The sequence below is a fragment of the uncultured Eubacterium sp. genome, from assembly GCF_934525195.1.
Taxonomy (GTDB): Bacteria; Bacillota; Clostridia; order Oscillospirales; family Acutalibacteraceae; genus Eubacterium_R.
The window spans coordinates 28578-52691 of the sequence record NZ_CAKSZA010000001.1; the positions used below are offsets into that span (position 1 = coordinate 28578).

Genomic DNA, 24114 nt, shown 5'->3' on the forward strand with positions numbered 1-24114 from the left:
ATAAGTTGTATAATGATTGTTGAGAAAGTGCCTAAATTTCGTTTTCTTACGAAGGAAGATGTACGATGGTACCTCGACTGAGTAAAAAACGAAAAGTACCAAATATATTTTGTGCTCGATGCACAAAATATATTTACAATCCCTCCGTCAACACATAATTTTGCCACCTTGCTTTACTCAAAGGAAGCTCAAATCGGTCTATATATTTATGGTACGATTAAGGTGCTTTATCAGCAATTAATGTGCATAGAAAGTACCGTTTTTAAAGTCTTTTATGTTAAATTCTTTCATATGTTCTTCAAGTTCTGCCTGAAATGGCAATTGCTCATTACCTTTGAACTCGTCCTTGATTGGAACTTCAACATTCATAGCATAATTTGCAATCAACTGTTGGCACTTCGTTGCTTTATTTCCGAGGAAATAACAGCGTGAAGTTGAGACCTCAACAACGGCATTTGCAATCTTTATTTGCTCTTTTCTGCCAAGCGGAGTAATCATTTTTGACAGCGAAACGGCACCGTCATCGGCATGGTCACAAATATAAAGCATAACAACATCAGCCTTGCGCTTTAGGTTGATTGAGGTCAAATCATAAATTGCCGATTCTTGATAAGCAATCAAATCGTTTTTGTCAACTTCATCTTCTTTGAGAATATAGATTACGCTCTTGCCCTTTGTTGCACGAGCAGGGAACTCAAAATCATCAACAACAACCTTTTCGTCAACCGAAAAAGAATTGAGTCGCAAATTCTCAACAACAGCGTTGTAATAGCTGTCTACATCCTTTTCCTGCCTTGCGGTGAAATAATATCCGGTGTCGGACAGTTCATTCTCAACAGATTCAAGAAATTTATCGCTCTTGCCGTATTTTGAAAAATACAGGAACAGAACAGCCATACTCGCAACGACAAGAATATCACTCAAATAAGCGGCAATCATAGTCACCGTTGCACCGAGTGATTTAGCCATAACAGGCTCAACGCCGATATAAACAAAAAGGTAAACGGCTGTTACAATGACAACGGAGTTCATTATTTTTTTTAATCTTTTTTGTATTTTTCTAAATTCTCTCATATCACTTAATCATTTCGTTAAATTCATTTTCATCAATCACAGGAACACCGAGAGCCGCAGCTTTATCAAGTTTTGAGCCTCCTGCCTCACCTGCAAGGACATAATTTGTTTTTTTGCTGACAGATGATGAAGTTTTGCCGCCAAAGGATTCAATAATCTTTGAAGCTTCCGAGCGTTTATAGGTTGGCAATGTGCCTGTCAAAACAAAGGTCATACCGTCAAATCTTTTGTCAACTACAACGGTTTTGCTCTGCATATTCACACCAACCGCCTTTAGTTCATTAACAAGTTCAATCGCATTTTCTGTATGGAAAAAGTCATACACGGCATCCGCCATAATATCGCCGTATCCGTCTATATCAAGGATTGCTTCTTTTGAAGCGTTGATGATATTGTCGATATTTTTAAATTCATCAGCCAACAATTTTCCAGCCTTTGCGCCGATATGACGAATACCAAAAGCAAAAATCAATTTGCCCAAATCATTGTTCTTGCTGTTTTCAACAGAAGTGATGATGTTGTTTGCGCTTGTTTCTTTAAACCCGTCCAACGAAGCAATTTTTTCTTTATCAAGATGATAAATATCGGTCACCTTGTTTATCATACCCTCATTTACAAAGGTTTCAATAATACTCGGACCGAGTCCCTCAATATCCATCGCATCACGAGAACAGAAGTGAATCAAATTGCGAAGAAGCTGTGCCGGACATTCGGGATTGATACATCTGATATCAACCTCGCCGTTTTCTCTGATAACCTTTTCGTGGCAAGACGGGCAAGTATCGGGATAAACAAAACTGCCGTCACTGTGCTTTTCATTCACGCACAGGACTTCCGGAATGATATCGCCCGCTTTTCTGACAGTAACAACATCGCCGATATTAACGCCTTTTTCGTTGATAAAATCCTGATTATGGAGCGTTGCCCTCGAAACTGTTGTTCCTGCAAGGTGAACAGGCTCAAGAACTGCTGTCGGAGTGAGTTTGCCCGTTCTGCCGACAGTAATTTCTATATCAATAATTTTTGTCTGCTTCTCCTCGGGCGGATATTTGAAAGCAACTGCCCATTTTGGAAACTTTGCGGTTGAGCCCAAAATCTCTCTTTGAGCAAAATCATCAACCTTGATTACCGCACCGTCAATGTCAAATTCGAGGCTTCCTCGTCTTTCGCCGATTTCCTCAACCTTTGAAAATGCAGTTTGAATATCGTCAACTCTCTCATAATAAGGAATTGTGTTGAAGCCGAGCTTTTTGAGATAATCAAGGCTTTCCTTATGAGAATTAAGGGTTACGCCCTCGATTTGCTGAATATTGAAAACGAAAATATCAAGTCCACGCTCGGCGGCAACCCTGCTGTCCTTTTGACGGAGAGAGCCTGCGGCAGCGTTTCGAGGATTTTTGAACGGCTTTTCGTCATTGATAAGCTGGCGGTCAACAACTCGTTCAAAACTCTTTTTAGGCATATAGACCTCGCCTCTGACCTCAATAAAAGGAACGGCAACATTGAGTTTGAGCGGAATGTTATGAATTACACGCAAATTGCCCGAAACATCCTCGCCAACATTTCCGTCACCACGGGTTGAACCTCTTACAAACTCGCCGTTGACATATTCAAGACTTACGGAAAGGCCATCAATTTTCGGCTCAACAACATAATGAACATCCGAAACACTTTCCTTTACTCTACGGTCAAAATCAAAGATTTCCTCTTTTGAAAAAGCGTCCTGCAAACTTTCCATTCTGACAGTATGTTCAACGCTTTCAAAGGAATTATCCGCTTTACCTCCGACTCTTTTCGTCGGAGAATCAACAGCGTCATACTGGGGATATTTTTCTTCTAATTCTTTAAGTTCACGCATCATCATATCGTACTCGTAGTCCTCAATTTCAGGTGCGTCATCGTTATAATAACGGTCGGAATGATAGCGAAGAGTTTTTCTTAATTCATCAATTTTTTGCTTGATATTTTCCATATAATCACCTTAAAGCAATAATTATAATTATTATAACATTATAAGGACATTTTATCAACCTACACGGCATAAAAAAATACCACTTCATTTCTGAAATGGTATTTTTAGACTGTCGATAAAGCTCCTGAAACACGCCAGAAAAATCTTTTCGACACACAAAAGATTTTAAAACTATTCAATTATGCAAGTGTGAACTTGTGGAATACTTTTTTGCCTTTCTTAACAACAATGCCGTTTGCGATGTCGTCCTTTGATACAGCGGTGAAAACATCGGTGATTTTTTCATCGTTTACGCTGATACCGCCCTGCTGAATGAGGCGTCTGCCCTCGCCGTTTGACTTAATCATACCTGCCTTAATCATAAGAGAAAGAACAGTTACTTTGCCGTCCTCGAAATCTGCATCGTCAACAGTTGTCGTCGGCATATTGCTGTCATCTGAACCGCCTGCAAAAAGAGCCTTTGCCGCTGCTTGAGCCTTGTCTGCCTCTTCCTTGCCATGAACAAGTTCTGTAAGAGAATAAGCAAGAACCTCTTTTGCCTTATTAAGCTCTGCGCCCTCGAGTTTTGCATACTCATTAATCTCGCTCATAGGGATGAATGTGAGAAGTTTCATACACTTGATAACATCGCCGTCATCAACATTTCTCCAATACTGATAGAACTCATAAGGAGTTGTTTTTTCTGCATCAAGCCAAACAGCGCCCTTTTGAGTTTTGCCCATCTTCTTACCCTCGGAGTTTGTGAGAAGTGTGATAGTCATGGCATTTGCTTCTTTGCCGAGTTTTCTGCGGATAAGTTCCATACCGCCAATCATATTGCTCCACTGGTCGTCACCGCCGAATTGAAGATTACAACCGTACTTTTGGTACAAAGCATAGAAATCGTAAGACTGCATAATCATATAGTTGAATTCAAGGAATGAAAGTCCCTTTTCCATTCTTTGCTTATAGCACTCTGCGTTCAACATTCTGTTTACGCTGAAGCAAGCGCCAACCTCACGAAGCACCTCAATATAGTTAAGGTCAAGAAGCCAATCGGCATTGTTGACCATCATAGCCTTGCCCTCGCCGAAGTCGATAAATCTTGACATCTGCTTTTTGAAACATTCGCAGTTGTGATTGATAGTTTCTTTTGTCATCATTTGACGCATATCGGTTCTGCCTGACGGGTCACCAATCATTGCAGTACCGCCACCGATAAGAGCGATAGGCTTGTTGCCTGCTTGTTGAAGTCGCTTCATAAGTGTAAGTGCCATAAAGTGACCGACATGAAGTGAATCGGCAGTTGGGTCAAAGCCGATATAGAATACTGCCTTACCGTTATTTACAAGCTCTCTGATATGTTCTTCATCTGTTACCTGAGCGATAAGTCCACGCTCAACGAGTTCTTCATAAACTCCCATTTATATATCCTCCAAAAAATAAAATTATATATTACAAATCAAGCCGACAAAACAGCACATGTGCCGTTTTTTACCTTTTGCTCCACATTAATTCCCATAATTATTAAGCAATTCCTCCGCTGATTTTAGCAATGATTCGGTAGCATTGATACCACCCATAATTCTTGCAAGTTCGTTCTTTCTGCCGTCATAATCAAGAACGGTTACATTAGTATATGTCCTATCGTTTTCAACATTCTTTTCAATAAGAAAATGACTGTCGGCAACAGAAGCAATCTGTGCGGAATGAGTGACACAGATAACCTGTGTGAATGCACCGAGTTCTTTCAATTTTAAGCCGATTTTTCTGCTCGCCTTACCGCTGACGCCCGTATCAATCTCATCAAAAATCAGAGTGTCGATGCTGTCTTTTTGAGCAATAATACTCTTGATGGCAAGCATAATTCTTGAAAGTTCACCGCCCGAAGCGATTTTTGCAAGAGGCTTTGCCGTTTCACCGACATTGGTTGCAATACGGAATTCAATCTTATCCCAGCCATTAGCCGACAAATTACCCTTTTCGAACGAAGTAGTAAACTTAATTTTAGGCATATCCAAAAATTCAAGTTGTTTGCAAATTTCGTTTCCGAGCTTTTCAGCCGTCGATTTTCTCAAATCGGTAAGCTTTTGTGCAAGTGCAACGGTTTGATTAAAAATCTCGTCATACCGAACATTAAGTTTTTCAAGCTCCTCCTCGGAGTTTTCAAACGCTGTTCGTTTTTTTACAGCTTCATCAAGATAGTATAGCATATCTTGTTCGGTTTCGCCATACTTATTTGAAAAAGTATAGTACAAATCAAGCCGTTCTTCTATTCTGTTAAGTTCTTCGGGTTCAAATTCAATGCTGTTAATCTTATCAAGCAAGGCATCTTTTACAACCTCTACGCTGTCATTGAGCGCCTCCGCCTTGTCATAAACAGCCTTTATATCGCTGTCAACATCCGAAACAGAGCCGATTTCCTTAACCGCTGTTGAAAGCAAAGTTGAAATGCCGGAATACTCATCGCTGCCGTTAAACGCCGACAAGGCAGAATTGAGCGACTGCAAAAGGGTTTGCGAATTCAAAATAATATTTTTGCGTTTTTTGAGTTCGTCCCATTCGCCAACCTTGATTTCGGCATCGGAAAGTTCCTTGATTTGATAATCCAAAAGTTCAATCTGTCTGTCTCGTTCATCTGCGTTCAAGGTCAAAGCCTTTAACTGCTTTCTGACCGACAAAAGCTGTCTGAACGACTGCTTATATTCATCAAGAACACCGTCAAGAGAGCCGTACATATCAACAAATTTATAGTGATAATCGGCATTAAGCAAAGTTTGACTGTCGTGCTGACCATGGATATTGACAAGAAGATTGCCAACCTCTTTGAGCATCGAAACGGTGCAAACGCTGCCGTTAATTCTACAAGTTGATTTGCCCTGTGCGGAGATTTTTCTTGAAAGAACAAGAGCACCGTCATCATCACAAGGCAGGTCAAATTCATTAAGTTTTTGTTCAACTTCTTTGTTTATATCTTCAAAATATGCTGTGACAAGAGCATTTTGGCTACCCGCACGGACAAGTTCTTTTGATGTTCGCTCGCCTAAAATTGCATTGATAGAATCGACTACAATGGATTTACCCGCACCGGTTTCACCGGTCAGAACATTGAAGCCGTTTGAAAATTCTATTTCTGCCTTTTCGATAACAGCAATATTTTCGATACTCAAAGTTTTAAGCATTTAACATAGTCCTCAATTTGTCTGTAAACTGTGAAGCAATTTCCTCGCTTCTGCAAAGAATAAAAATAGTATCGTCACCTGCAATAGTGCCGAGGATTTCACCATGGTTCATTGAATCAATTGCGGCACAGGCGGCATTTGCCATACCTGAAAAGCATTTGATTACAATAATGTTCATTGCAAAATCAATGCTGATAATTGTTTCATTAAAAATTCCGCCGACTCTGTGAGCAATATTATCGGCACTTTTTTTGCCTGTTGAATAGACATATCTACCCTTTGATGACAATTCCTTTACAAGTCGAAGTTCCTTTATATCACGGGATATAGTTGCTTGTGTAACTTCAAAACCGAAGCTGTCAAGCATATCTTGAAGTTCCTCTTGGGTTTCAATCTCATTTTGTGTAATAAGCTCTATAATTTTTGCCTGTCTTCTTTTTTTCAAGGTAAAATTCTCCTTTCGAGCAATTTTTTATTGAGAATTTCGTAAAAATTATCGGGTTTAATCTTAATCAGCTTGGCTGTATAAGATGATTTAGAAATAGTGATTTTTGTTTCCTCATCAATAGGAATGGACTCCTTGCCGTCTATCGAGAGATAAGCATTATTATTCCTATCGTTAATCACGGAAATTTCAAGTGTTTTATCGGGTGAAAAAACAATGCTTCGATTGATTAATGAATGCGGGCAAATAGGAGTTGCCACAACGCATGAATTATCCGGGCTGACAACAGGTCCGCCTGCTGCCATTGAATATGCGGTTGAGCCTGTCGGAGTTGAAAAAATCATTCCGTCAGCCCTATTATCCGACACAAGTCTGCCGCCGCACATAACGGAAATATCAATAAGTCTTGCAAGGTCGCCTCTTGAAATAACAGCATCATTAAGGCATTGATATTCGCTTTGCACGCCGTTTTTATCGGTGACAACCGCACGAATCATCATACGCTCTTCAACCTCGTAATCACCGGTTGAAAGACATTTTAAAAGGGCAAGTTCATCTCTTTCAAGTCCGCTCATAAAACCGAGTCTGCCTGCGTTTATACCAAGAGTCAGTTTGTCATGCAATGCAGATGATTTTGCAATATTAAGCGTTGTTCCGTCACCGCCGACAGCAATCATAATATCATTTCTTTTGATAAGTTCTTCCTGGTTGGCAAAAAGAGGCTTTGAAATGTCCTCAATATCCTTGTTGCATTTTGCAATTTCAACCTGAATACCGAGTTGAAAAAGGACTGCGACAATTTGGTCGGTCAGTTTGGAAACATCCTTATTATATACATTAGGAAAAATCGCAATTTTCATTTTCTCACCTACTTATCAAGTTCTGTGTGTGACATATTTACAAGTTCTTTAGCATTTACATTTTCTGAAACAATCGGTTGTTCCGTTTTATTAAGATAAATCAAATATTCAATATTACCCTCAGGACCTTTAATCGGTGAAAACTGAAGTCCCATAACGCTGAAACCGTTTTCAACGGCAAGATTGATTACATTTTCAACAACCTCAAGATGAACGTTTAAATCTCTGACAACACCCTTTTTGCCGACCTTTTCCTTGCCTGCCTCAAACTGCGGTTTGATAAGACAAACAGCTTGTCCGTCCGATGCAAGAAGTGTGTTCAAATTCGGCAAAATATGTTTAAGAGATATAAACGACACATCAACCGAAGCAAAATCCACTTCATCGGGGATTTGTTCACGCGTTGCATATCTGAAATTTGTTCGTTCAAGGTTGACAACTCGTTCGTCGGTGCGAAGTTTCCACGCAAGCTGACCGTAGCCGACATCAACGGAATACACCTTTACTGCACCGTTTTGGAGCATACAATCGGTAAAACCGCCTGTTGAAGCACCTACATCCATACAAACCTTGCCGTCAAGAATTATAGGAAATTCCTGCATAGCCTTTTCGAGTTTCAAACCGCCTCGCGACACATACTGAAGGGTTTTGCCTCTGACTTCAAGCACATCGCCCTCTTTGAGTTCAAAGCCTGCCTTGTCCACCTTTTGATTGTTTACATATACTATACCTGCCATAATTATTGCCTTGGCTTTTTCCCTGCTCGGAGCATAGCCTTGCTCAAATACGGCAACATCAAGTCTTGTTTTCTTTTGCATAATTAATCCTGATTTACTATATTGATTATTGACTCCTTGTCGAGTCTGTATTTTTTCAACTGACTTTCAACGCTTGCCTGCTTGATGAATTCATCCTCTATGCAGATATGGCGGAATTTTGCCGTTACATCACTTTCTGCAAGCATTGAGCCAAAACATTCGCCTACGCCGCCTGATTTTATGCCTTCTTCAAAGAAATAAACTGTTTTGACATTTTTCAAAAGTTCAAGCACATTCGGATTGATAGGTTTAATTCTGTTGAGTTTTATTGCAAACGTATTGTCAAGCTCGCCGAGTGCGTCATAAACATTCAAAAATTCCTTGCCGTAGCCGACAACACATTTTTCTGCATCGATGTCACCAAAAGTGTCAAAATCCGCACGTTCGTATTTGTAGCCGTCAATAATTTTGCCTTGACCACCTCTCGGATAGCGAATTGCGACAGCGTGATTTTCTCTGTACGCAGCCTGATACATCATTTCGCGAAGTTCGTCAAATGATGACGGAGCAAGCACCGACAGATTTGGCACGCTCATAAGATAAGCCGTGTCAAAAACGCCCTGATGACTTTCGCCATCCTCACCGACAAAGCCTGCACGGTCAATGCCGAAAATAACCTTTAAGTCCTGCATTGCAACATCGTGCACAAGTTGGTCATACGACCTTTGAAGAAATGTTGAATACACGGCAAAAAACGGAATCATACCATTCTTTGCAAGACCCGATGAAAAGGTCACGGCGTGTTCCTCCGCTATACCGACATCAAAAAATCTTTCGGGATACTTATATGAAAAATCAACAAGTCCCGTGCCGGTGCTCATAGCGGCGGTTATAGCACAAATTCTCCTGTCTTTCTTTGCAAGTTCGCAAAGATAGTTGCCGAAAACAGAAGAATAATTTTCGCCTGACGAAAGCGGTTCGCCTGTTTCAATATCAAACTTTCCTATTCCGTGGAACTTTGACGGATTTTTTTCTGCAAACTCATAACCTTTGCCTTTTAAAGTGTTAACATGAATAAGCACGCTGTTGTTATGCGCTTTTGCAACCGTCAAAACATCAATAAGACTTTCCAAATCGTGACCGTCAATAGGTCCGTAATATCTAAAGCCCAAATCCTCAAACATTGTTGAATGATAAAGTATTTTCCTGATTTTTGTATTGGTTATAGTAATCAGTCTTTGAACCTGCGCACCGATTTTCGGCACTCTGGAAAGTGCGTGCTGAATTTTAGATTTAAAAGTAAAATATTTTGGTGAAATGCGGATATGGTTCAAATTCTTTGCCATAGAGCCGACATTATCACTTATAGACATATTATTATCATTTAATATAACAATGAGATTGTTATGCTCATTGCCTGCATTATTGAGCGCCTCATAAGCAAGACCGCCTGTCAGCGCACCGTCACCGATAACCGCAATAACCTTGCCTTTGTCACCGTTAAGAGTCTTTGCCTTTGCAAGACCGATAGCGGCTGAAATCGAGGTTGACGAATGTCCTGATGAAAAAATATCGTGATTACTTTCGCAAGGACGGGTAAATCCGCTGATTCCTCCCTCAGTACGCAAGGTGGAAAAGCTGTCCTTTCTGCCCGTAAGTATCTTATGAGTATAGCACTGATGACCGACATCAAAAACGAATTGGTCACTCGGTGAATTAAAGACCTTGTGCATCGCAACAGTCAATTCAACCGCACCTAAATTGGAAGCAAGGTGACCTCCGTTTTTTGACACGGTTTCTATCATCAATTCTCTGATTTCATCACACAGTGCGTCAAGCTCGTCAATATTAAGTTTTTTTATATCTTTTGGAGAATTGACATTCTCAAGATACGACATAAGCTCAACTCTTTTCTATGAGCGAAGTGCTCAGTTTTCTCTGGTGGTGAGATAATTTGAAAGTGCCACCATAAATTCGTTATTATCAAAGTTCTTTAAAATTTCAACTGCCGAAGCTGTGAGAGTTTCAACATCCTTTTGTGCTTTTTCGGCACCTACAAGGGTAACATAGGTTGTTTTGTCATTTTCTGCATCCGAACCTATATGCTTGCCGAGTTTTTGTTCATCCCCGTAAATATCGAGCAAATCATCCTTGATTTGGAACGCTGTGCCGATGAGATAGGCATATTTTGAAGCAAGTGCTATCTTTTCGTCATCCGCTCCCGCAGCAATACAACCAAGCAAACAAGCAGCGGAAATAAGTGCACCTGTTTTTAGTTTGTGAACAGTCAGAATTTCTGAAACGGTTGGGTCGCAAGCTTCATATTTCAAATCGATAACCTGACCGCCAATCATTCCTCCGACACCTGCATTCTGCGCCAAAAGACTGACAGCAGTCGCATTTTTTGTGTCGTCAAAATCTGCACCTGCGCAAATCTCGAATGCGTGAGTGAGAAGTGCGTCACCTGCCAAAAGAGCAGTAGCCTCGCCATACATTTTGTGACAAGACGGATTGCCTCTCCTCATATCGTCATCATCCATACACGGCAAATCATCATGGATGAGAGAGTATGTGTGTATGTATTCGATTGCACAAGCATACGCCATTGCTTTTTGGACATCTCCGCCGCACATCTTGCAAAATTCAAGAACAAAAATCGGTCTTAATCTTTTGCCGCCGTTGAGCAAAGAATATCTCATAGCCTTTACAACCTGAGCCTGACCGTCATTTGCCTTTGGCAAGAACTCCACCAAATGCTCCGAAACGTCGGTGCTATACTGCTCAAGTTGCTTTTTCAAATCAACAGTAAACATCATTTACTCCTTATTAATTTCCGTAATTTTAGACTTTGCGTTTTTGAGTTTTTCGGCACACAACGAAGTGAGTCTTGTACCCTCCTCAAAAAGTCCCAAAGCCTCATCGAGTGAAACCTCGTTTTTTTCTAATATTGAAACAATTTCTTCAAGTCGGGAAATTGCCTGTTCGTATGTCATTTCTTTTTTAGTTGCCATCAGCATTAACCTCTGTTATTGCGGAAACCAATGTTCCGTTCTTTAGCCTTGTTACAATGCTGTCGCCGACATTGATATTTTTCACATCAGTCAGCACAGCGCCGTCTTTTTCTGTTATAGTGTAGCCTCTGCCGATTACGGCAAGCGGGCTGAGAGCGTCGAGCATAGCAGAATTTTTTTGCAAATCATATGCTTTACTTTTTAATACATTTTCAAAATGCATCGTAATGGTTTTTTGATAATTTTCAATAACCGATGAATGAAAATCAAACAGTTTGTCAACATTGGCAAGTGGTGACTTTTTCATAATATAATCAAGCCTTGCTTCCTCATCCTGAACAATACTGTTGATATTTCTTTCAAGCATCATTTCAAGTCCTTGAAGATTGACAAATTCGTTGTTTATATCCGGCACAGCAAGTTCTGCCGCTGCACTCGGAGTCGGTGCTCGCAAATCCGCAACAAAATCGCAGATGGTAAAATCCGTTTCGTGACCGACAGCGGAAATAATCGGAGTTTTGCAATTATAAACCGCATCGGCTACTTCTTCGGTATTGAACGCCCACAAATCTTCGATTGAGCCACCGCCCCTGCCGACAATGATTGTGTCCACGCCGAGATTATCCAAAAAACGAATTGACGAAGCAATATCCTTCGATGCCAAATCGCCCTGAACAACAGTTGGCACGATAATTATCTCACACAGCGGATAACGGCGAGAGAGGACATTTTTTATATCCTCGACGGCAGCACCCATATTTGAAGTGGCAACACCGATTTTTTCGGGATATTCGGGAATATGCTTTTTTATATCCTCGTCAAAATATCCTTTTTGTGCAAGTTTTGCCTTTAGCTGTTCAAAAGCGACAGCTAAATCGCCTGCTCCCTTTGGTTGAATGTCACGAACATACAGTTGATAAACACCGTCACGCTCGTACACTCCGATTTGACCGAAGCAAACAACATTCATACCGTCTTTAGGAACGAACTTCAATTTATAGTTATCGGTTGCAAACATAACACATTTCAGCTGAGAAGTGCTATCCTTCAAAGTAAAATACATATGTCCGCTTTGACGATAATGCTTAAAATTGGAAATTTCGCCCATTACGTAAATGTTTTGAATAGGCGGAATTTCATCAAACAACGATTTGATATATCTATTAATTTGTGAAACTGTAAGTGTGGTCATTATCTGTTATCTTTCAAATAAGCATAAATAGCAGTGCCTGCCGCATTGTCGAGAGAAAATTCACTTTCGGCAAAATACGCTTTATATCTTTCGTTGATTATTTTGCGAAGCAAGGAATTTGACGCAACACCGCCTGAAAAGACAACAGGCAAATCACCGTATTTGCCGACAACACCGCCAAGCATTGACGACACGGTTTCGGCAATGTAAGTAAGCACGAACTTGGCAACATCTTGTGCCGGCTCGCCCTTGTCAATCATATTTCTTGCTTTATTTTCAACACCGCTCAACGAACAATCGCCGTCAAGCATAGTGGGTTTAATCTTATAATTCTTTTCGCTTTTTTGTGAAAGAGCATCAAGTTCTTTACCGCACGGAAAAGTCATACCGAGCATTACACCTGTCCTGTCAACAGCCTGTCCTGCTTTTAAATCCGTGCTTTGAGCAACAACGGTTGCTTTGATTATTTCTTCATCATCAGGCTCAACAACAAGCGCCTCGGTAGTGCCTCCGCTCAAATGAAACGCAATGAACCTTTGATTGATAAGTTCAAGCATATTTGCCGAATAAAGTGCAGCAAGGATATGCCCAACCTGATGTGAAGTTTTGTACACAGGCACATCATTCACGCTTGAAAGCACGGTTGCAACGTTTTCGCCAACCAAAAAGCACGGCATATAACTGCCTTCTACATTTCGCGGACGTGTGCTGACTCCGACTGCCTTTGGCACATCAAGTTCTAATTCTTTGCAGAGCCTCGGCATATTGACCGTATGTTGAAAAACGGCATCACTTTGACGAAGTCCCCGTTCTCCCTGCTTGACGGTGAGCACCTGCTTTGCCTGACGAACGGTTTTGCCGTCATAGGTTGCAATTGAAGTTGTATAATTGCTTGTGTCAAAGCCGATATACATTACTCTACTCCATTGGCAACAGAGCCGAGAATACCATTGATGAATGAATAGTCGCCCTCGCCCGAATACTTCTTTGCAAGCTCGACTGCTTCATTGATTGCAACGCTTGCAGGAACATCGTCAACATACTTGATTTCGTAAATTGCAAGGCGAAGAATGGCAAGATTTACCTTTGGAAGTCGGTTTGTTTTCCAGCCCTTTGAATAAGCATTGATAACCTCGTCCAATTCCTCGATTTTGGAATCCACGCCCTCAAAAAGTTCCTTTGCATATTTGCCGACCTTGGCAACATTTTCCTCATAAATAGCAAGAGTTTCTTCGTTGTTAAAAAGATTTTGGAACACAAGGCAAAAAGCCTGTTCCCTTTGTTCTGTCCTGTTCATATATTCTCCTATAAAAAAGCCGACTCATATAACAACAGTATTGAGTCGGCAGTTTAATCAGTTTTCACTTGTTAAAGGTGCATTGGAGTCGCCGTTCTCCGGAAAATCAATACCGGCAATAATAACATTAACCTTGGAAACTTCCTTGCCGGTCATATTGAGAATTGCCTCGTGTACATTGCGTTGTACATTTTCTGACACTGTCTTGATTTTTTTATTTGGAAGGAGGTTGATATAGATGCTGATATCCATATCCTCGCCATCCTGTGTGATTCGCACGGGACTCATAACCTTGAGGCTACCCTTTTTGATTGTGCCGACAACATCCATCGGCTTGCTTGAAAAAGAACTCACGCCGTCAACATCCTTTGCGGCATTGATTGCGATTGATGAAATTGCTTCTTCATTGATGATAAGGTTGCCCTTTTCGTTTGAACTTGTAATTTCCATATACATAACTCCTTTGGTGTTGTCATTATAACACAAAAGAAAAGAATATACAAGATATATTTAATTATTATTAGACTGAATTATAGAAACATCCTCAAAACCGCATTGAAGCTGTGACATTGCAATGTCTTTGATTTGCATAATCGTGGTATCATCGAGTGTTTTACAATCAACAATCACATCGACACCCGAACCGTCCTCTTTGATGACAGCAAGGCAATTGTCAACACCTTTTGCACACACAAGGGTTTCAATCTTGTTTTCGATAGTGATAAAGTTTGATATTCTTGTGATGTTTTCCGCCGCAACTGTTCTTGCACTTTCGTTTTCGGAAGTGTCGGAAACAACAGCTTGGAGCTTTTCAAGTGCGGTGTCACGAGCAGAATTACGCTCCATACGAGCCTTTGTAAAATAAGTGTCGTTTTCTTTGACATCGGTTGTTGCGTCCACAAGTTCTGCCTTGCCGAGAGTTTTTTCCGTTGCCGAGTCAATAAGAGGCCGAATAGTTGAGCCTACATCCGTGTTTTGATAATACCAATTGCCTACAACGCCAATACCCAAAATCAACACAAAGGCGGCAACGGTTGATATGTATTTTTTACGCTTTTTGCGGTCTTTTTTATCCTCGGGATTGACGAGTTCAACCGACTGATCTTCAACATTTTCTGCGTTGAATTCATTTTCGAATTCCGCAAATTCATCTTCTTCTGTTTTGATTTGCTCATCAAGCGGATTGGTTTGTTCTTTTTTATTTTTCATATAATCACCTGTTAAGTTTTGATACGCTGATTTTTGCCGTTGATATGCCAAAAAGTGACGACACGGCAGAAATGACTTTTTCCTTTACATTGGCATTGTTGCCACCCTGACAAACAACCACAACGCCCATAACCTTTGGGAACGACTGCTTAATCAGCACGGGAGAATCGTTGTTGTTATCCTCATACAATACATATTCGCTCTTTTTAGAAATATAACCGCTGTTTGTGTTTTCGTCTGAATTTTGAGCGTAAAAGTTCTCATCGGTTTCCTGCAAAGTAATCATCACTTTGCACTTGCCAACACCGTCAATTGATGAAATAATGCTTTCCGTTTTGTCCTCCAATGTTGAAATATACTGCTGATAATCGGTTTGGGCAGACTGTTTTGAAGCGGTTGCAGGCGGTTTAATTTCAGACAACAAAATCAGCACAACACCGAATATGCAAGCAACAATGAGAAATTTCTCCTTATGCTTCATTTGTTTGAATTTTTCAACACACGATTTGATTTTACTGTCCAATATGCACCACCTCCGCATTGATTGACAAATTGTCAAAAATGATTTTTTGAACCTCTGCTGTGTCGTAATCATCACTCACCGAAACAACTACTTTTTCAACAACAATTTCATTGTCCGAATTAATACTTGAACGGCAATTCACATTTGCACCTATGATATTATTCTCTAATAAGCAGGTTTTAATTTGGTTTTCTATCATTCCATCATTTATACTATATGTATTTACCGTTTTGATTTTAGGGAGGTCAAAATTGATTTTTGACTGTGAAAAAGGATAGAGAAAAGACAGAAAAATGAAAAGCGAAATAATCATTTTATAAAACCGTCCCATACTCCCTTTCGGAGTCAAAAACGAAAACACGACACACATCAAAACCGTCATACAAACAAAGATTGTCCACTGTTTAAAAAAATCCATTATCTTCCGCCTGCCGCAATTAAAATTCCAAATGATATAACCGTTGTAACCATTGACAAAATCAAAATTACATTCATCAAAAGCAAGGTATTCAAAAAGGCATTAAGCACCGCAGATACTGATTTATCGCCGAAAACATCGGATACTATTGCACAAACCGTCAGTGAAATTCGCCACAAAACGACCTCAGCTATTGACGGCAAAAACACAAGTACAACCGCAATCACGCCAACCACGCCGACGCTGCTTTTGATAAGTGACGAATAGGCTTGAATAGATAACAAGCCCTCGCTGATTGACGAACCGATAACGGGCACAACAGAATTTATTGCAAAGCGAACCGAACGGAGTCCGAGCATATCGGCTCTGCCTGCCACGGCTGTTTTCAACGACAATATCGACACGAAAACACCGGATGAAAAAGATATACAAGTTGTTATAATTCTTTTGAGTGACGACAACAATTTATCCAAATTCAACTCATAGCGAAGTGACGAAGTTACACCCAAAGCAAGATAGCAATTGACAATCGGCATAAACACATTTGACGAAACAAATGACAATGCCTGCGCCAAAACAAGAAGTGTTGTGTTTGTTGAAAAACCTGTCGTAATACCGCCAGAAGCGACAACAATACTGCAAAACACAGGAATAAAAGCATATACAAAATTTGACGCAACGGATATTGCCATTGAAGCCATGGAAACTGTTGTTGTGAGTTTTACAAGAATTACCGTTGAAATGAGGATTGCCGTTGCCGTTGAATAAATCGTATTCACCGAGCTGTCCGAATCGTTTTTCAGGCTTTGAAGCAATGCGGACAGCAGAATAAAAACAAGCACGGTTACGCTTGATTTTATCGGTAATTCCGCTTTTTTTGATAACAACGACTTGATTAAACCTACAACATCGTCAAGTGAAAGTTTTGTTATACTGTCATATGAAAAATCAAGCAAACCAAGTTCCTCAAGCATTTTTTGAGTGTCGTCATCAAGTTCATTTTCGAATGATGACAAGTCGTACGCTTCAAGTGTTTTATCATATTTTTCCTTGCTAAAATCCTTTGAATAAGCGGTTTCGGTAAAGGACAAGAAGAAAATCAATGCACACAAAAATAAAATCATCTTTTTCATTTAACAAGCCCTACCACCATTGAAATCACCGTTTCTATCAGAGGCATAACAAGAGAAAGTACAAGCACCTTTGCCGAAATTTCCGTAAGAGAAGCAAGTGCATTTTCACCATTGTCCCTACAAATATCCACGGTAAACTGTGTTATGATTACAATAAATAATGTCTTTAACATAAGTTTGACATAAACAATGCCCGAAGGAACGCTGCCCGAAAGTTCTATCAAAGCGGAGTACAGTTCAGACACCTTGTCCGATATTGCAAGGAACGAGAGAACACCGCCCGCAACCGACAATATGAGTGCAAAGCTTCTGTTGTGCTCCCTGACTATCAAACTGCACATCAGCACACAAAATGAAACACCTATAACCTTTGCCATAACTACAAATTAAACAGAGATTTGACCGTTGAAAAAAGTTCTTTAATCTGCGGAATAAGCATCATAAGAACGACAATGACTCCTGCAAGAGTTGTAAGCATAGCTTGATCATCACGTCCCGAACGCACAAGCAAGGTATTAAGCACGGCAACAATAATTCCGATTGCCGCTATTTTAAATATAAAGTTCACTTCCATAATGTTACACCTCTAAATCAACACCAACGCTATTACTGTACCGAATGAAAAACCAACGCTGATGAATATTTTCGATTTTGATTTATATTCCTCTTCATATTTACGCATAGCCGATGCCATATATTCCTTGAATTCTTCAATTTGTTTTATTTGATTATGCACATCATATTTTCCGAGAGAATAAAAAAATCTGCCTATTGTTTCATTTTCCTCATCATTCAGGGGAGTATTTGCTTTTTGCTCGGCAAGGAGCATATCTTGTCCCACAAAATCAAGAGATTTCAGCCGTTCACTTGCAAGAATTTCGCACGGTGGGGTTTGTTTAAGCTTTATTTCGGGCAAGATATAATTTGCAACATCAATCAACGCACGGCATAAATTGATTTTCTTTTTTATCGAATTACTCATATAAATTCCCATCGTCAATGATGACGCAACTATTATTACTACGCCTATGAATTTCATTTAATATCTCCCGTGCATCAAGAATTTTTGCGGTGTAATACTCATCAAGCAATATTATTTTTTCAAATTCACCCATTGAAAGCATAAGACGAATAATCGGTTTTGTATACAAATCCTGCCGTCTGCCGATGTGAACAGAAAGCAAATAATTCACACCGCAAGCAAAGCCGAAACGAATACTGTCAAGTTCTCCGGGAGCAGAAATTTCATCACAAACAATAACTTGCGGTGACATTGTTCGGATGGCGTTTTCTATTGCCTTTGGTTTGGCAAAACCCGTTATCACATCTGTGTTTATTCCGACATCAAGTGTAAATTCATCGCCAATCTTGCCTGCAATCTCATTGCGTTCGTCAATCACAACAACCTTTTTATATTCACCGTTTATACCGTTTGAAATTTCCTTTGCCATATCACGCAAGAGAGTTGTTTTTCCGCTTGACGGCTTGCCAGCAACAATTACGCTGCAAAAACCGTTTGCAAAAACTTTATTTATTATATCTCGACTGCAACCCACCGCCTGACGAGGTATGCGAATATTGACCGAAGTAACATCCTTGACTGACACCAAACTATCATCTTCATAAACAGCGGTTGAGCAAACGCCCACACGTGAACCGTTTTCAAGTGTTAAGTATCCGTTTTTAAGATTGTTCATATTGCTATAAATTGAATACGAACACAGGCGATTTAACATATCGTCAAATTCCGATGATGATATTATCAGCGGTTCTCTCGGAAGAACCGCGAGAGTTTGGCAAAACCTGTCCGCAAATTTTATTCGATTGTCAATAACAAAAGTCACAGGCATATTACGTCGAATACGGATTTCGGTTATCCCCTGCTGCTGTAATGAATTGAGCTTATCAAGAGTTTTAACAACATCAAGGGGCAAATATTTTTTTACATAATCAAAAACTTTCAAGCTATCACCTATAAAACATTATGAATTGTTGAAGAAAATTATTACAAAGAAGTTAAAAATTCAAAAATGGATTGAAGCAAGACATATAATATGTTAAAATATATAAAAATTATTTAATTTAGGTGCTATATGGACATTACCAAATCAGGAAACATAATAAAAACAAACAAAATTTTCAACGCACAGCCCGTTGCATACAGCCTTGTATATTCAATCGGATTTGTTGCTTTTTTGATAATTAAGCAGATGCTCAAGGGTTTTGGAATATCGGCAGGAACATCAATGTCGATATCCTTTGTTGCAGTTATGCTTAGTTTATTTTTTTGCGAAAAAAAATTCGTATTTGCAAACAGCGTAAATTCAAAATCGGCCAAGCAAATTTTGGCATATTTATTCAGATGTTTGGTAGACTTGGGATTTTTCAAAATACTCGACTTTACACTAAACGATATGCTTGAAATGAGTGTTATGCTCGTTTACGCATTTTCGGCTGTTTTGATTTTTGTATTTAACCTTTACTTTGACAGGCTCATAGTTTTTGACAACACCGAAAAGGCTGAAAACAACGGCGACACAAAACTCTATCGTTCATTTTTTGCAAACAGGTTTGTGTGGCTTTCAATGTGTCTTGCCGCAGTTGGAATACTTTTTGTTTTTATGATATTCAAGCTGTTTCCGTTTGGTGACACAACCGTTTTAAGGATGGATTTATATCATCAATACGGTCCTCTTTTTGTTGAATTCTACGACAGAGTTTCCGACTTCAAAAGTTTTTTGTATTCTTGGGAATCGGGCGGCGGTTCAAGTTTTTTGGGCAATTATTTTAATTATCTTTCAAGTCCGCTTTCATTTTTAATTTTCCTGTTTGACAAAAATCAAATCGGTTATGCCATCACATTCTTAGTTCTGATTAAAGGCATTTTATCTGCCGGAACATTCACATATTTCCTAAAAAACAGTTTTAATGCGCACTCATATGTTTCTGCGTGCTTTGGTGTGTTTTATGCTTTTTCGGGCTACTTCCTTGCTTACTATTGGAACATTATGTGGATTGACGGTATGATTTGGTTGCCGCTCGTTGCACTCGGAATTGAAGAAATCATTAACAAAGGAAAATGCAAAAGATACATTATTGCTTTATCTGTTCTTTTGTTCAGCTCGTACTACACAGGTTATATGACCTGTATTTTCTCGGTTTTGTACTTTTTTGTTTACTTTATTGCGAACAAGGACTTCGCTTCAAAAATCAATATTTACAGCGAAAAGCAAAAACCTATAAAAGAATTTTTTAACAACAGATTTGTTATGAGTGTTGTTAAATTCGGCTTCAGTTCGCTGTTTGTAGGTATGCTTTGTGCATGCTTTCTTATTCCCGTTTATTTCATTTTGCAATCTTGCTCGGCAACATCAGACACTTTTCCGTCGTCATTTGAGCAAAATTTCAATTTGATAGATATGTTGTCATCTCACCTTGCAGGACTTGAAACAACAATTCGTTCTTCGGGTGACGATGTTTTGCCGAACATTTACTGCGGACTATTGCCGGCAATACTGCTACCGTTATATCTAATCAACAAAAAAATCGGACTTAAAGAAAAGGTCTCTTATGTAATTTTGATTTTGTTCTTCATCGTAAGTTTCAACTGCAATGTTATTGACTTTATGTGGCACGCGTTCCACACACCGAACGATTTGCCGTTTAGATATTCATTCCTGTATATATTCATTTTGCTTGTTATGTCTTTCAGATGCTTGATGAATTTCAAAGGAATCGAATACCGAGATATTATGGTGACGGGAATAGCGTTTATATTCCTTGTGCTGTATTTTCAAAAAAATCCGACAAACAAAATCAGCGGGTTCACAATCTATACTTCATTGATTTTCATAATCGTGTGGACACTTGTTCTGCTCGTTATAAAGAAAGAAAACTTTTCAAAATTCGTAATCGGTCTTACGATTGTTTGTATGACATTTTGCGAGGTAATTGTCGGCGACAGCAAGTCGTATTTGTTTACTCAAGAGCAAACTCCGTATGTTGAAAAAATGGACACGATGGCAAACGCCGTGAATTATCTCAAAGAAAAAGACAAAGGTTTTTACAGAACAGAGTTGACCTATCTCAACACTCGTATGGACCCGTGTATTTATAATTACAACGGTATGTCAACCTTTTCTTCAATGGCTTATGAGAAATACAGTCAAACACAATACAGTCTTGGTATGTTCGGCAACAGAATAAACTCATACACTTATAACACCCAAACGCCTGTGTACAATATGATGTACGGCATTAAATATTTGATTAAAGATTCGAGCAGTCTTGACTTGTCTGATGAATACTACAAGAAAATTTACACTACAAAAGACAAGGACAAAACCCCTGTTTTTGAAAACAAATACAGCCTGCCTATTGCATTTGTTGCATCAAAAACCATTGAGAAATGGGACACGACAGAAGGCAACCCGTTTGATGTTCAGGAAGATTTGATTGACAAGGCAACGGGAGTCAGCAATATTTTTGTTCCCGTTAAATACACAGGCACAGAAAGTTACAATGCCGAATGTGAGGAAGTTACTCAAAACGGTGCTTTCTTTGTTGACGGCATTGAGGAAAACACAGGTGCAAGCGTTGATGTTTTGTTCAAATCCGTAAAAGACGGAAATGTGTATATTTATGTTACATCAAACGAAATCGAAAACATAAATTACTATTGGAGTGACGGAACAAAGACGACCTATCAAAGCATTGTTGAACCGTATATTCTTGACCTCGGATACCACAAAGCAGGTGACGAAATCAAGGCAATTCTTGATTTGAACGGAATCACATCTTCGAGTGCATCATTCAACATCTATGCCTATAATGTTGACAAGACCGTGCTTGATTCTGCTTATGAAATGCTGTCGCTCGGTCAAATGAAGATTGAAAAGCACAGTGACACAAAGCTTGAGGGCACAATAAATGCAGGATATGACGGTTATTTATACACATCAATTCCATATGACGAGGGATGGAAGATTTATATTGACGGTCACAAAGTAAAGACCTTTGAAATCGGTGACAGCCAGCTTGCCACAACAATCAAACACGGCGAACACACAATCAAGCTTGTTTACTCACCAAAAGGATTAACCTACGGTTTGCCAATCTCCGCTTGTGCGTGGGTCGGAGTGTTTGGATACGAATTGCTCAGACGATTTAAAAAGTCAAAAAAATCACAGGAACAGCTATAATTCAACGGTTTTGTTGATTATATATAAAAATTCATTATACCCCTAAATAAATATTTATATTAAAAATAATATTAAAGTGTTTATTTTTGGTGTAATATGTTGTAAAATGTAAGCATAAATTGAGAGGAGTATTTTTAAAATGCCAAGAATCACAGCAGAAGAAGTACAAACAATCCCTTACGGACCATTGGGAATTATCGCTTTACCGGGTACAGAAGGACTCGCACAGAAGATTGATAATTATCTTGTAAAATGGAGAGCCGAGCAGGCTGCCGCTCACAAGGAAAACATCGCCTTTTATGGCTATCAAAGGGACTCATACCTTATCGACACATCTATTGCAAGATTCGGTTCAGGTGAGGGCAAAGCAGTTATCAACGACTCAATCAGAGGCTACGACCTTTACATCATTGTAGACTGCTTCAATTACAGCGTTACCTACAATATGTACGGAATGGATGTTCCGAAGTCACCGGACGACCATTTCTCGGATTTAAAGAGAGTTATCTCGGCAGCATCAAGCAAAGCAAAGAGAATCAATGTTATTATGCCAATGCTCTATGAGGGCAGACAGCACAAGCGTTCATCACGTGAATCACTTGACTGTGCAATGGCTTTGCAGGAACTTACAACATTGGGTGTTGAAAACATCATCACATTTGATGCACACGACCAAAGAGTTCAAAACTCAATTCCTCACAAGTCATTTGAAAATGTTATGCCTACATACCAGATGATCAAAGCAATCGTTAACAACGTTGATGATTTGTCTGTTGACCCTGACCATCTTATGATTATTTCACCTGACGAGGGTGCAATGCACAGATGTATTTACTTTGCAACACAACTTGGCGTAAACCTCGGTATGTTCTACAAGAGAAGAGATTACACAAGAGTTGTAAACGGCAGAAACCCTATTGTTGCTCATCAGTATCTTGGTGACAGCGTTGAAGGCAAGGACATCATCATTGTTGACGATATGATTTCTTCAGGCGAAAGTATGCTTGAAGTTGCAAAGAAACTCAAGGAGCTCAAAGCAAAGAGAATCTTTGTCTGCACAGCATTCGGTCTTTTCTGCAACGGTCTTGAAATTTTTGACAAGGCACACGAAGACGGAGTTTTTGAAAAAGTATTTACAACAAACGGTGTTTATCAGTCACCTGAGCTTCTTTCAAGAGATTGGTACGAAAGTGTTGAACTTTCAAAGTATCTTGCATACTTCCTTGACACAATTAATCACGATTTGTCTGTATCTTCTCTTCTTGACAACTCAAACAAAATTGATTTATTATTAAAGAAAAAAGGACTTAAATAATTATGGCTAACAAGAAAAACTCAGGGGCTGGCAGAGTTATATTTGTCATCATCTTCAGCATTTTGGTTATGACTTTAGTTCCGACAGGCATCTACTGCGCTGTTGAAAGAATAAACCCTGTTGAAATGGTTTCTTCAACATTTTCATCAAACAATTCTGCCCTTCTCATCGGCAAATGGCAAAACCAAACAAGAAGTTCAGCTTATGAATTCTATGATGACGGTACTTATGAAAGCTATTTCAGCACTTTCTCATTCAAAGGTGACTATTCTCTTAAAGGCGACGAACTTACACTTTCAAACCCATCAAGTGACAGCACCGTTGTTTACAAGATATCTGTTGATAAGAAATCGCTTTCTATGACCATTGTACAGGAAAACGGAATGCTTTCTGAAAATAATCAAACAACAAAATATAACAGAGTTGACAGAATCGAAACGAAATCACTGACTGATTTGCTCGGCACAATAGTTGAATCAACACAAGAAGAAAACTCTGACAGTGATTCATCAAACGAATAATATGCAAAACAAAACAAAGTAATA

25 protein-coding genes are annotated in these 24114 nt (G+C 39.4%); 3 read left to right on the forward strand and 22 right to left on the reverse strand.

Going from position 1 to position 24114, the window contains the following annotated elements; translation table 11 throughout:
* Window positions 1-237: 237 nt before the first annotated feature.
* The 22 genes from Q0E03_RS00130 to Q0E03_RS00235 all read right to left on the reverse strand — a co-directional run bounded on the left by Q0E03_RS00130 (window position 238) and on the right by Q0E03_RS00235 (window position 19017).
* Window positions 238-1074, reverse strand: a complete 837-nt coding sequence (locus Q0E03_RS00130; RefSeq protein ID WP_297127901.1) for a hypothetical protein — start codon at window positions 1072-1074, stop codon at window positions 238-240.
* A gap of 1 nt (window position 1075) precedes the next feature.
* Window positions 1076-3046 carry an NAD-dependent DNA ligase LigA gene (ligA, locus tag Q0E03_RS00135; RefSeq protein WP_297127904.1) on the reverse strand — a complete coding sequence of 657 codons (1971 nt, stop codon included), beginning with the start codon at window positions 3044-3046 and terminating at the stop codon, window positions 1076-1078.
* A 179-nt stretch (window positions 3047-3225) separates the two neighbouring features.
* Entirely contained in the window at window positions 3226-4449 is a 1224-nt protein-coding gene (tyrS, locus tag Q0E03_RS00140) for a tyrosine--tRNA ligase (RefSeq protein ID WP_297127907.1), read from the reverse strand.
* Window positions 4450-4536: 87 nt separating this feature from the next.
* A complete protein-coding gene (gene recN / locus Q0E03_RS00145; RefSeq protein ID WP_297127911.1) occupies window positions 4537-6207 on the reverse strand; it encodes a DNA repair protein RecN in 1671 nt (556 codons plus the stop codon).
* Window positions 6200-6652, reverse strand: coding sequence for an arginine repressor (locus Q0E03_RS00150; protein WP_297127914.1), 453 nt, complete (start codon window positions 6650-6652; stop codon window positions 6200-6202). The genes recN and Q0E03_RS00150 overlap by 8 nt, the downstream gene beginning before the upstream one ends.
* Complete coding sequence (locus tag Q0E03_RS00155; protein ID WP_294834608.1) at window positions 6649-7512, reverse strand: NAD(+)/NADH kinase; 864 nt, start codon at window positions 7510-7512, stop codon at window positions 6649-6651. The genes Q0E03_RS00150 and Q0E03_RS00155 overlap by 4 nt, the downstream gene beginning before the upstream one ends.
* 8 nt (window positions 7513-7520) lie before the next feature.
* Window positions 7521-8330, reverse strand: a complete 810-nt coding sequence (locus tag Q0E03_RS00160; protein WP_297127918.1) for a TlyA family RNA methyltransferase — start codon at window positions 8328-8330, stop codon at window positions 7521-7523.
* 2 nt (window positions 8331-8332) lie between these two features.
* Window positions 8333-10168 carry a 1-deoxy-D-xylulose-5-phosphate synthase gene (gene dxs / locus Q0E03_RS00165; RefSeq protein WP_297127921.1) on the reverse strand — a complete coding sequence of 612 codons (1836 nt, stop codon included), beginning with the start codon at window positions 10166-10168 and terminating at the stop codon, window positions 8333-8335.
* 30 nt (window positions 10169-10198) lie between these two features.
* Window positions 10199-11086 carry a polyprenyl synthetase family protein gene (locus Q0E03_RS00170; RefSeq protein WP_297127924.1) on the reverse strand — a complete coding sequence of 296 codons (888 nt, stop codon included), beginning with the start codon at window positions 11084-11086 and terminating at the stop codon, window positions 10199-10201.
* Entirely contained in the window at window positions 11087-11281 is a 195-nt protein-coding gene (gene xseB, locus Q0E03_RS00175; protein ID WP_297127928.1) for an exodeoxyribonuclease VII small subunit, read from the reverse strand. It abuts the gene before it with no gap.
* A complete protein-coding gene (xseA, locus tag Q0E03_RS00180; RefSeq protein WP_297127931.1) occupies window positions 11271-12473 on the reverse strand; it encodes an exodeoxyribonuclease VII large subunit in 1203 nt (400 codons plus the stop codon). Before xseA ends, xseB begins: the two co-directional genes overlap by 11 nt.
* Window positions 12473-13387, reverse strand: a complete 915-nt coding sequence (locus tag Q0E03_RS00185) for a peptidase M22 (RefSeq protein WP_297127934.1) — start codon at window positions 13385-13387, stop codon at window positions 12473-12475. The genes xseA and Q0E03_RS00185 overlap by 1 nt, the downstream gene beginning before the upstream one ends.
* A complete protein-coding gene (nusB, locus tag Q0E03_RS00190; protein ID WP_297127936.1) occupies window positions 13387-13770 on the reverse strand; it encodes a transcription antitermination factor NusB in 384 nt (127 codons plus the stop codon). The genes Q0E03_RS00185 and nusB overlap by 1 nt, the downstream gene beginning before the upstream one ends.
* 57 nt (window positions 13771-13827) lie before the next feature.
* On the reverse strand, window positions 13828-14220 hold the full coding sequence (locus tag Q0E03_RS00195; protein ID WP_297127939.1) for an Asp23/Gls24 family envelope stress response protein: 393 nt from the start codon (window positions 14218-14220) through the stop codon (window positions 13828-13830).
* 60 nt (window positions 14221-14280) lie between these two features.
* A complete protein-coding gene (locus Q0E03_RS00200; protein ID WP_297127941.1) occupies window positions 14281-14979 on the reverse strand; it encodes a SpoIIIAH-like family protein in 699 nt (232 codons plus the stop codon).
* A 4-nt stretch (window positions 14980-14983) separates the two neighbouring features.
* Window positions 14984-15502, reverse strand: a complete 519-nt coding sequence (locus tag Q0E03_RS00205) for a hypothetical protein (RefSeq protein WP_297127944.1) — start codon at window positions 15500-15502, stop codon at window positions 14984-14986.
* Entirely contained in the window at window positions 15492-15920 is a 429-nt protein-coding gene (locus Q0E03_RS00210; protein WP_297127947.1) for a hypothetical protein, read from the reverse strand. Before Q0E03_RS00210 ends, Q0E03_RS00205 begins: the two co-directional genes overlap by 11 nt.
* Entirely contained in the window at window positions 15920-17053 is a 1134-nt protein-coding gene (locus tag Q0E03_RS00215) for a stage III sporulation protein AE (protein ID WP_297127949.1), read from the reverse strand. The genes Q0E03_RS00210 and Q0E03_RS00215 overlap by 1 nt, the downstream gene beginning before the upstream one ends.
* A complete protein-coding gene (locus Q0E03_RS00220; RefSeq protein WP_297127952.1) occupies window positions 17050-17430 on the reverse strand; it encodes a stage III sporulation AC/AD family protein in 381 nt (126 codons plus the stop codon). The genes Q0E03_RS00215 and Q0E03_RS00220 overlap by 4 nt, the downstream gene beginning before the upstream one ends.
* 2 nt (window positions 17431-17432) lie before the next feature.
* On the reverse strand, window positions 17433-17627 hold the full coding sequence (spoIIIAC, locus tag Q0E03_RS00225; RefSeq protein WP_078768393.1) for a stage III sporulation protein AC: 195 nt from the start codon (window positions 17625-17627) through the stop codon (window positions 17433-17435).
* 12 nt (window positions 17628-17639) lie between these two features.
* On the reverse strand, window positions 17640-18035 hold the full coding sequence (locus Q0E03_RS00230; RefSeq protein WP_297127955.1) for a stage III sporulation protein AB: 396 nt from the start codon (window positions 18033-18035) through the stop codon (window positions 17640-17642).
* Window positions 18028-19017: a hypothetical protein gene (locus Q0E03_RS00235; protein WP_297127958.1), complete on the reverse strand. Its 990-nt coding sequence runs from the start codon at window positions 19015-19017 to the stop codon at window positions 18028-18030. The genes Q0E03_RS00230 and Q0E03_RS00235 overlap by 8 nt, the downstream gene beginning before the upstream one ends.
* A 129-nt stretch (window positions 19018-19146) precedes the next feature.
* On the opposite strand from Q0E03_RS00235, the gene Q0E03_RS00240 reads away from it, so the two are divergent.
* The 3 genes from Q0E03_RS00240 (at window position 19147) to Q0E03_RS00250 (ending at window position 24090) form a co-directional block, all read left to right on the forward strand.
* The gene (locus tag Q0E03_RS00240) at window positions 19147-22254 is read left to right on the forward strand and encodes a YfhO family protein (RefSeq protein ID WP_297127960.1); all 3108 of its coding nucleotides are present in this window, start codon (window positions 19147-19149) and stop codon (window positions 22252-22254) included.
* Between the two features lie 148 nt (window positions 22255-22402).
* Entirely contained in the window at window positions 22403-23569 is a 1167-nt protein-coding gene (locus Q0E03_RS00245) for a ribose-phosphate pyrophosphokinase (RefSeq protein WP_367270210.1), read from the forward strand.
* A gap of 2 nt (window positions 23570-23571) precedes the next feature.
* Complete coding sequence (locus Q0E03_RS00250; RefSeq protein WP_297127965.1) at window positions 23572-24090, forward strand: DUF5640 domain-containing protein; 519 nt, start codon at window positions 23572-23574, stop codon at window positions 24088-24090.
* The last annotated feature ends 24 nt before the right edge of the window (window positions 24091-24114 follow it).